The 7,545-nt window shown below is 61.6% G+C and carries 6 protein-coding genes; all 6 read right to left on the bottom strand.

The window, feature by feature from the left end; all coding sequences use genetic code 11:
* Nucleotides 1-335: 335 nt before the first annotated feature.
* Nucleotides 336-1,745 (bottom strand): sigma-54 dependent transcriptional regulator, encoded by a 1,410-nt coding sequence (locus LJE63_08760; protein MCG6906703.1) that lies wholly within the window; start codon nt 1,743-1,745, stop codon nt 336-338.
* Nucleotides 1,746-1,974: 229 nt separating this feature from the next.
* Complete coding sequence (locus LJE63_08755) at nt 1,975-3,261, bottom strand: dihydroorotase (protein MCG6906702.1); 1,287 nt, start codon at nt 3,259-3,261, stop codon at nt 1,975-1,977.
* A gap of 61 nt (nt 3,262-3,322) precedes the next feature.
* Nucleotides 3,323-3,967: a signal peptidase I gene (lepB, locus tag LJE63_08750; protein MCG6906701.1), complete on the bottom strand. Its 645-nt coding sequence runs from the start codon at nt 3,965-3,967 to the stop codon at nt 3,323-3,325.
* 536 nt (nt 3,968-4,503) lie between these two features.
* Nucleotides 4,504-5,691 (bottom strand): homocysteine biosynthesis protein, encoded by a 1,188-nt coding sequence (locus tag LJE63_08745; GenBank protein ID MCG6906700.1) that lies wholly within the window; start codon nt 5,689-5,691, stop codon nt 4,504-4,506.
* Nucleotides 5,692-5,734: 43 nt separating this feature from the next.
* Nucleotides 5,735-7,114, bottom strand: coding sequence for a M23 family metallopeptidase (locus tag LJE63_08740; protein ID MCG6906699.1), 1,380 nt, complete (start codon nt 7,112-7,114; stop codon nt 5,735-5,737).
* A 214-nt stretch (nt 7,115-7,328) separates the two neighbouring features.
* On the bottom strand, nt 7,329-7,545 hold a 217-nt coding region (locus LJE63_08735; protein ID MCG6906698.1), incomplete at its 5' end, for a hypothetical protein.

The raw sequence follows: 7,545 nt of genomic DNA, 5'->3' as shown, positions 1-7,545 counted from the left end.
TTGAAAAGTTTTAAAATAAAGTTCGGTTCAAAATTAAAACTCAAAACAAGCGGTGATTTGATCCTTTTCCCTACCGTCAGTTTTTCCCTTGTCACCTCCTTTTGCCGTTTTAGGTCGTTTCAATGTGTTTTTTTATTCTCTCTCTTGTGTTGCCGGGACATACTGCGAGAGATGTGCCAGCATTTTCGAAGCGCTTTTTGATTTGATTATCTTATTGTTTTATTTACATTTTTTATGTTTTTAAGGTTCTATTTTCCGCCCCTTGCTCGCCTGTCCCCACCCACCTCCGGCCCCAAATTGACAGTTCTCTGCCAAAAATTGTCAGGAACACCCCCTCACGCCGCCTGGGAATCGGCTTCCACCCCCAGCTTGTCCACCCGGTAGCGCAGGGAACGGAAACTGATGCCCAGCAGGTCGGCGGCTTTCTGCTTGTTGCCGCTGGTGCACTCCAGGGCCTTGACGATGTATGCGCGCTCGATTTCGGCCAGGATGGCGTCCAGGGCCACGCCGTTTGGGACTTCGTCGATGTCGAAGCGCCGGTTGCGGACTCCCTCGATCCAGCGGCGCTTGTGGATCGACATGGCCAGGCTGTCGGGCAGCAGGATGTTGGTGCTGGAGAGCGCCACGCTGCGTTCGATGAGATTTTCCAGCTCGCGGATGTTGCCGGGAAAATCGTACTTGTTCAAAAGGTCGATGGCATAGGCGGAGATCTTGGTGATCTCCTTGCCCATCTCGCGGGCGTACTTGTCCATGAAGTGCTGGGCCAGGGCCTTGAGGTCCCCTTTGCGCTCGCGCAAGGGCGGCACCTTGATCTCGATCACGTTGAGGCGGTAGAAGAGGTCCTCGCGAAAGCGGCCGGCAATCACCTCGTCCTCGAGCTTCTTGTTGGTTGCCGAGATGATGCGGATGTCCACGGCCACGTCCTCGTTGCCGCCCACCGGGCGGAAGACCCGCTCCTGGACCGCCCGTAGCAGCTTGACCTGGATGGGCAGGCCGAGGTCGCCGATCTCGTCCAGAAAGACCGTTCCCCGGTGCCCCACCTCGAAGAGCCCTTTTTTGTCATGGGTGGCCCCGGTGAAGGCGCCCCGCTTGTGGCCCATGAGCTCGCTTTCCAGCAGGTTCTCCGGAATGCCGCCGCAGTTGATGGCCACAAAGGGGTGCTCCCGGCGGTCGCTCTGCTCGTGGATCGCCCGGGCAATCAGCTCCTTGCCGGTGCCGCTCTCACCGGTGATCAGCACGGTGGTGCGGGTGTCCGCCACCTGCCGGATCAGCTCGTAGATGTGCAGCATCCGGGGGCTACTGCCCACCAGGCGGCCGAAGTGGCGGTTTTGCCTGAGTTCCTGGTGGAGGGCCTTCTTCTCGTTTTCGCCGGTCTTGACCTCCAGGGCGCGGGCGATGGCCTGTTTGAGCTCCGCGTTATCAAAGGGTTTGGGCACATAGTCGTAGGCGCCGTCGTTCATCGCGGCGACGGCGGTTTCGGCCGAGGCGTAGGCCGAAATCATAATCACGACCGTTTCAGGACGCTGGGCCTTGGCCGCCCGCAGGACCTCCAGGCCGGTCATGTCCCCCAGCCGGATGTCGCACAGCAGCAGATCGATGGGGGTCTTGCGGAGCAGCGCGATCGCCGCCTGACCGCTATCGGCGCAGGAGACCCGGTAGCCTTCACGGGCCAGCATGTATTCCAGGACCTCGCGCATGCTGCGCTCGTCGTCGACGATGAGAAGGTGCGGTTTGGGGACGGTCATGGGCGTTGTTCAGAGCCTTGGAAGACAGCCGCAAAAAGGATTCACCGCCCGCTGGCGCTCGAGGCGCAGAGAACGCAGAGCAACCCTACCCTCTCTGCGGTCTCTGCGCCTCTGCGGTGAGCTTTTAATAGTGGATGCGCAGCCAGAAGCCGCGCACCTTATTATCGAACCGGGTGGCGGGTTTCTTGAGGCGGGAAAGGAAAAGAGGGGTGATGTGCGGCGGCAGCAGTTACGAACGGGCGTCGAAGACCACCCGCCCGCCCACCAGGGTGAGGAGGGCGCAGCCCGTGAGGGACCAGAGGTCGAAGGGGGTGTTGCGGCTCTTGGAGCGGAAGGCGGCGGCGTCTACGGTGTAGCGCCGCGCGAGGTCGATGATCGTGAGGTCGGCCGAATTACCCGGCACCAGGCGGTTGTCCAGCCCGAGAATCTGCGCCGGGCGGGTGGCCATGCGCGTGATCAGATCGGGGAGGGAGAGCACGCCTTCGGCCACCAGCCGCAGGCTGAGACCCAGGGAGGTCTCAAGCCCGATGATCCCGTTGGCGGCCTTGGCCAGGTCCCCGTCCTTTTCGGCCGGGGCGTGGGGCGCGTGATCGGTGGCGATGGCGTCCAGGGTGCCGTCGGCCAGCCCTTGGCGGACGGCCTGACGGTCCTTTTCGGCCCGCAGCGGCGGGTTCATCTTGGCGTTGGCGCCGCAGGCGATCACGGCCTCGTCGGTGAGGGTGAAATAGTGCGGGGCGGTTTCGGCGGTAACCGGGATTCCCCGCTCCTTGGCGTCCCGGATGGCCCGGACGCTCTCGGCGGTGCTCACGTGCGCGATGTGCAGCGGGGCGCCGGTCAGCTCGCAGAGGGCGATGTCGCGCAATACCATGATGCTCTCGGCGGCGTTGGGGATCCCCCCCACCCCCAACCGCTCGGAAACCGGCCCTTCGTTGACGGCCCCGCCGGCGGCGAGGCTCAGCTCCTCGCTGTGGGAGATCACCAGCAGACCGTTCTCGCGGGCCGCGGTCAGGGCCTGGCGCATCAGGCGGCTGTTCAGGACCGGGTTGCCGTCGTCTGAGACGGCCACCGCCCCGGCGGCCTTGACTTCGGCGAAGGGACTCAACGTCTCACCCGCAAGTCCCCGGCTGATGGCCGCCACCGGATGGACCCGGCAGAGACCGGCGGCCGCCGCTTGGCGGCGAACAAAGGCCGTCAGCTCACCGCTGTCGATTGCCGGGCGGGTGTTGGGCATGGGGCAGACCGCGGCGAAGCCGCCCGCCACCGCGGCCGCGCAGCCGGTCTGGATGGTTTCCTTGTATTCGAAGCCCGGCTCCCGGAAGTGGACGTGCAGATCGATCAGGCCGGGCACCACCAAGAGCCCTGCGGCATCGAGGATGCGGGCGTCGGGGCATCGGTCGGGGGCGAGGTCGGCGGGAGGCGCGATCGCCGCGACGGCGCCGTTTTCGATCAGGATGTTCAGCCGGCCGTCCAGCCGGCCAGGGTCCAGCACGCGACCGCCGGTGATCAGGATGCGCATGGGGGTCTCCCGTGTAAAAGCGGCCGCGGCCGCCGGAGGTCAGGCCGGTTGAGATGGGGCGTTAGTGCAGCAGGTCGCCCAGCCGGCCCCATCGGACCCTGAAATTTTCCTTGTCCCAGGACCAGTAGATGATGAAGGCCTTACCCTTGATGGCCGAGAGGTCCACAAACCCCCAGTAGCGGCTGTCGTAGCTCTGGTCGCGGTTGTCGCCCATCACGAACAGGGAGTTGGGCGGGACGGTGATCGGGCCGAAATTGTCGCGCGGCTCGGCGCTGGATGGGAACGTACGGGGGTCCACGTGGATGCCGAAGTCGTGGTTGAGGGGCTTGCCGTTGACGAAGACCTGTTTGTCGCGGATCTTGATTTCATCGCCGGCCACCCCGACGACCCGCTTGATGAAGTCCTTGTCGGGGTCTTCCGGGAATTTGAAAACCACGATATCTCCCCTCTTGGGGTCCTTGACCGGTATGATCACCTTGTCCACGAAGGGCAGCTTGACGCCGTAGATGAACTTGTTGACCAGAATGTGATCCCCGATTTGAAGGGTCTGTTTCATGGAGCCCGAGGGGATCTTGAAGGCCTGGACCACGAAGGTCCGGATGAACAGCGCCAGCACGATGGCCACCAGGATGGCCTCGATGTTCTCGCGCAGCTTGCCCTTTTTCCGCGGCGCCGCGGCCTCCTGGCTATCTTGCTTGGATTTCAAGTCTTTCCTTTGCCTTTCAATCAGTTCGCAGTCGGAACCAACCGGAATGAATCCCCAAAAAACATTCTACCCCGCCGTGCCGTGTTTTTTTTAGAAAGGAGCTTTGGCGGGCTCCCCGGGAATAGACCGGGATTTACAACTCCCATTATTCTTTGTTCATTTTCTTGTGCGGACAAGAAAACGAACCAAAAGAAACCGCCCGCGCCCCGGGGCCCTTCGGGCTGCCCGGCGCTTCTCGCAGCCGGCGGGCCCTGTGGAACTCGCTTGCGCTCAGACAGCCACAGGGCCTTTTTCGCCGGCTGCTGCGATGCTCGGCCCGGGACAACGGGGGCATCAAACGCCGGCTGCATCAAGGGGCTGTGATCTTCGAAAAACGCCGTAGCTACGGGAATTGGCGATTAAAGTTTGAGTTTTTAGAGGGTCTATACACCCGATGGCAGCGGCTGGCAATCCCCCGTGCGCGTAGCCATCCATGCGGTGACCTTCGATGGCCGATGCCTCCCGGTTCGTCTACCGTGGCCCCCGCTTGCAGCGGATCAACCGAAGATTTCTGAAGGCCCCGCGGGCAGGGTGCACTGGGGCTCGCCCAGCAGAAACTGCCCCTTGGCGATCCAGTCTTTCAGGGTCTCGGCGATCTCGCGGGCCTTGACCGTGCTGGAAAGCGGGACCGTGGGCACCTGCTTGCCCTGAAAATCGATAAACCCGCTTTTCAGCTGGGCGTAGCTCACCTGGCCGTAGCTTTTGGAGACCCCTTCGGGATAGTCATTGCCGTAATCGATGATCTGGGTGAAGATCTCCTCATCCGAGACGGCGGTGTAGGCCATCATCTCCTCGTTTAAGATCGGGATGGGAATCCCCAGGCCCAGCGAAAGCGAAGAGCCGTAGCCCTGGATGCTGGCCCCCATCAGCCACTGGGTGCTCATCTTTTTGAGATCCCCCATCACCCAGAGGGTCCCGGCCGGGCCCAACGGCACCCCTTTGGGCGTCCGCTTGACCTGGGGCTTGTGCTGGGTCCCGGCCCAGGTGACGAACCCGGTGGTGCCCCCCAGAAAAATCCGGGTGCCGATGCCGATGGTCTTGTAGTAGGGGTCGTTGAAAAGCGGGCTGAGCTGCCCGGCGGAGCAGTAATTGGCGTTGCCGGCCCTGGGCTTCAAGGTCCCCATGTAGGTGTAGACGGTCTTGTTTTTCAAATTGACCGCGCAGTTGTAGTTCTGGTAGCCGTTTCGCGGGTTGCAGAGCACCGCGCTGGGCAGGCTGCGCAGGGTGATTTCCTTTTCCACCTCCCGGTTGGGGTAGCAATCGGTACCATAGGCAACGGCCTTCAGGTGAACGGTCTTGCCGGCCACCAGATCCTCGATGACGTGCCCGCCGCCGTAGTTGAACTCGCCGGGATGGACCCGGTTGAGCGGGTCGTCCTCGCAAACTTCGGTGGCCCCGATGTAGCAGTCCACGGCCGCCACGCCCGCGTAGGCCGGCACGTTGTTGAGCCACACCTTGGCAGCCTTGATGCCGGGTTTGGAGTGGCCGAAATTGATGAACGCCCCCGAGGAGCACATGGGCGCAAAGGTGCCAGTTGTCACCACGTCCACCTGGCGCGCGGCCGCCACCGGCCCCTCTTTGCGCACGATGCCGATGACCTCCTCGGCGGTCACCACCACCACTTGGCCCGACCGAATCTTGGCATTTATTTCCTGATAGGTTTTGTTGACTTTGAATTCCGTCATTCTCGCGCGGTCTCCCCCACCCCCTGCAACGTCCAGGGGGACACTATTTCAAGCCGGACGCGACCGTCTCGATCTTGTCCGTCACGTTGTTCTTGATCCAGGCCGGGTCCCACCACTCCACCGGGTCGACGAAGGTGTTGTGCACCATGATGCCGAAATGCAGGTGATCGCCGCCGGCGAGGCCCGTTACGCCGGTATGCCCGATCAGGTCGCCCTTCTTAACCTGCTGGCCCTCTTGCACCGTGATGCTGTTGAGGTGGGAGTAGAGGCTGAACAAGCCAAACCCGTGGTCGATCATCACCGAGCGGCCGTAGATTCCCAGCGGTTGGGCAAAGACCACTTTGCCGCTGTTGGCCGCCGGCACCGGGGCGTGCGCCACCGAAGCCAGATCAACCCCCATGTGAACCTGCCGGTCGATGGTCTGGTCCCCGTACTGGTAGACGCGGTGGTCGGCAAAGCCCGCCCGGCGGGCCGAATTCGGCAGCCGCAGAAAAGGCCCCTGCCAGAGAATCGCCTTTTCGGTGGAACGCCCCACCTCGCCCAGGGTCTTGAAATTGTCATGTCGAACCGCGCCGTTGACGATCAGGAACTTCTCTTTCATAGAAGAAGCCGCCGCCACTGCGGGTTCGGTGTCGAACTCCGGCATTTTCCAGTTGAGAAAACGGTCGGTGATCTTGAGGGTGTCCTGGCGAAATTTTTTGTTTCTGAGATAATGGGGAAAACCGCTTTGGGAGCGGTTTCCGCCGAGATCGGTGGCCGTCAGCAGCACCGGTGTATCGGCCCCCTGGTCATAGCCCAGGGCGAAGAAGGCCAGGTGCACAGAGGGGTCCTTGAAGGCGCCGGCGTGGCCCGGGAAAAAGTTGTCGCCCACCTGAACCCCGCTCTCCAGGCAGGGCTCCGAGGTGCGGTAAACCACCGCCCCGGTCCCACCTTGGCTGACGTTGTGCGCCCGGCTGAGGACATCCAGGCTGGGGGGCTGGGTGTCGATCTGGACGGTCTTTTCCACGTAGGTCCGGTTTCCCCGCAGCCAGTCGCGCCAGGCGAAGTCCCAGACCGCAAACCGCAAGGTGGCCTCGCCGTCGGTAAACCCTCGAAGCTGGGGCTCGATGGTCAGTTGCAAAGCGTCTTCCCGGACCGCCCCCCCGCGGATCACCCCGGAAAACGGGAAGGCTTTCTCCGCCAGGACGGTTTCCTTGCCGTCTTTCAGCAGCCCGACCCAGACCCGCCGGACGCCGCTTTTGGGGTCCGCAAATGAGACCGTGACCTCCTTTGAAAGCCCGATCACCGGGGGTGTGAGTTCAACTGCGATCTCCGGCGGCTGGCCCTCCAAACGGAAAAACAAAATCACCGCAACCGGCAGCACGATCGCCACGACCAGGATCATCAGAAGCCACAGCCTGACATTTTTCTTCTGGGTTCTCAACGGTTACCGTCCCCTTTCGCATTTTGGTTCAAATTTTTAAAATAACAGAGCCCCCAAACCTAATCAAGCCAAACTTGACGGTTCCGCAAAAAGTCCAATTTCTGCGTTGCGCTTCATCTCGAAGTCGCTGCGGCGTAAAGTAGTACGCCTCACTCCTCGAGATTTGCGCGCCTTGAACTTGGAGCTTTTTTCGAAACCGTCTGTTTTTGACTTTTTACCGCTTCGTAAAACTTGACAGTTCCGTAAAATGGCCAATTTCTGCGTTGCGCTGCGTCTCGAAATCGCTGCGGCGTACATAGGTAGGCCTCAATCCTCGAGTTTTGCGCGCCGTAGCTTGAAATTCTAAAGAAATCAAACGCCAATCTCCGTAGATAGGGCGTTTTTCAAAGACCACAGCCGGATTTAGATCGTCTGGTGCAGCAGGCGTTTTA

This window comes from Desulfobacteraceae bacterium (assembly GCA_022340425.1).
GTDB lineage: Bacteria > Desulfobacterota > Desulfobacteria > Desulfobacterales > JAABRJ01 > JAABRJ01.
Note: the sequence above shows the minus strand (reverse complement) of the source record. Positions and strands in the feature narration are given on the sequence as shown.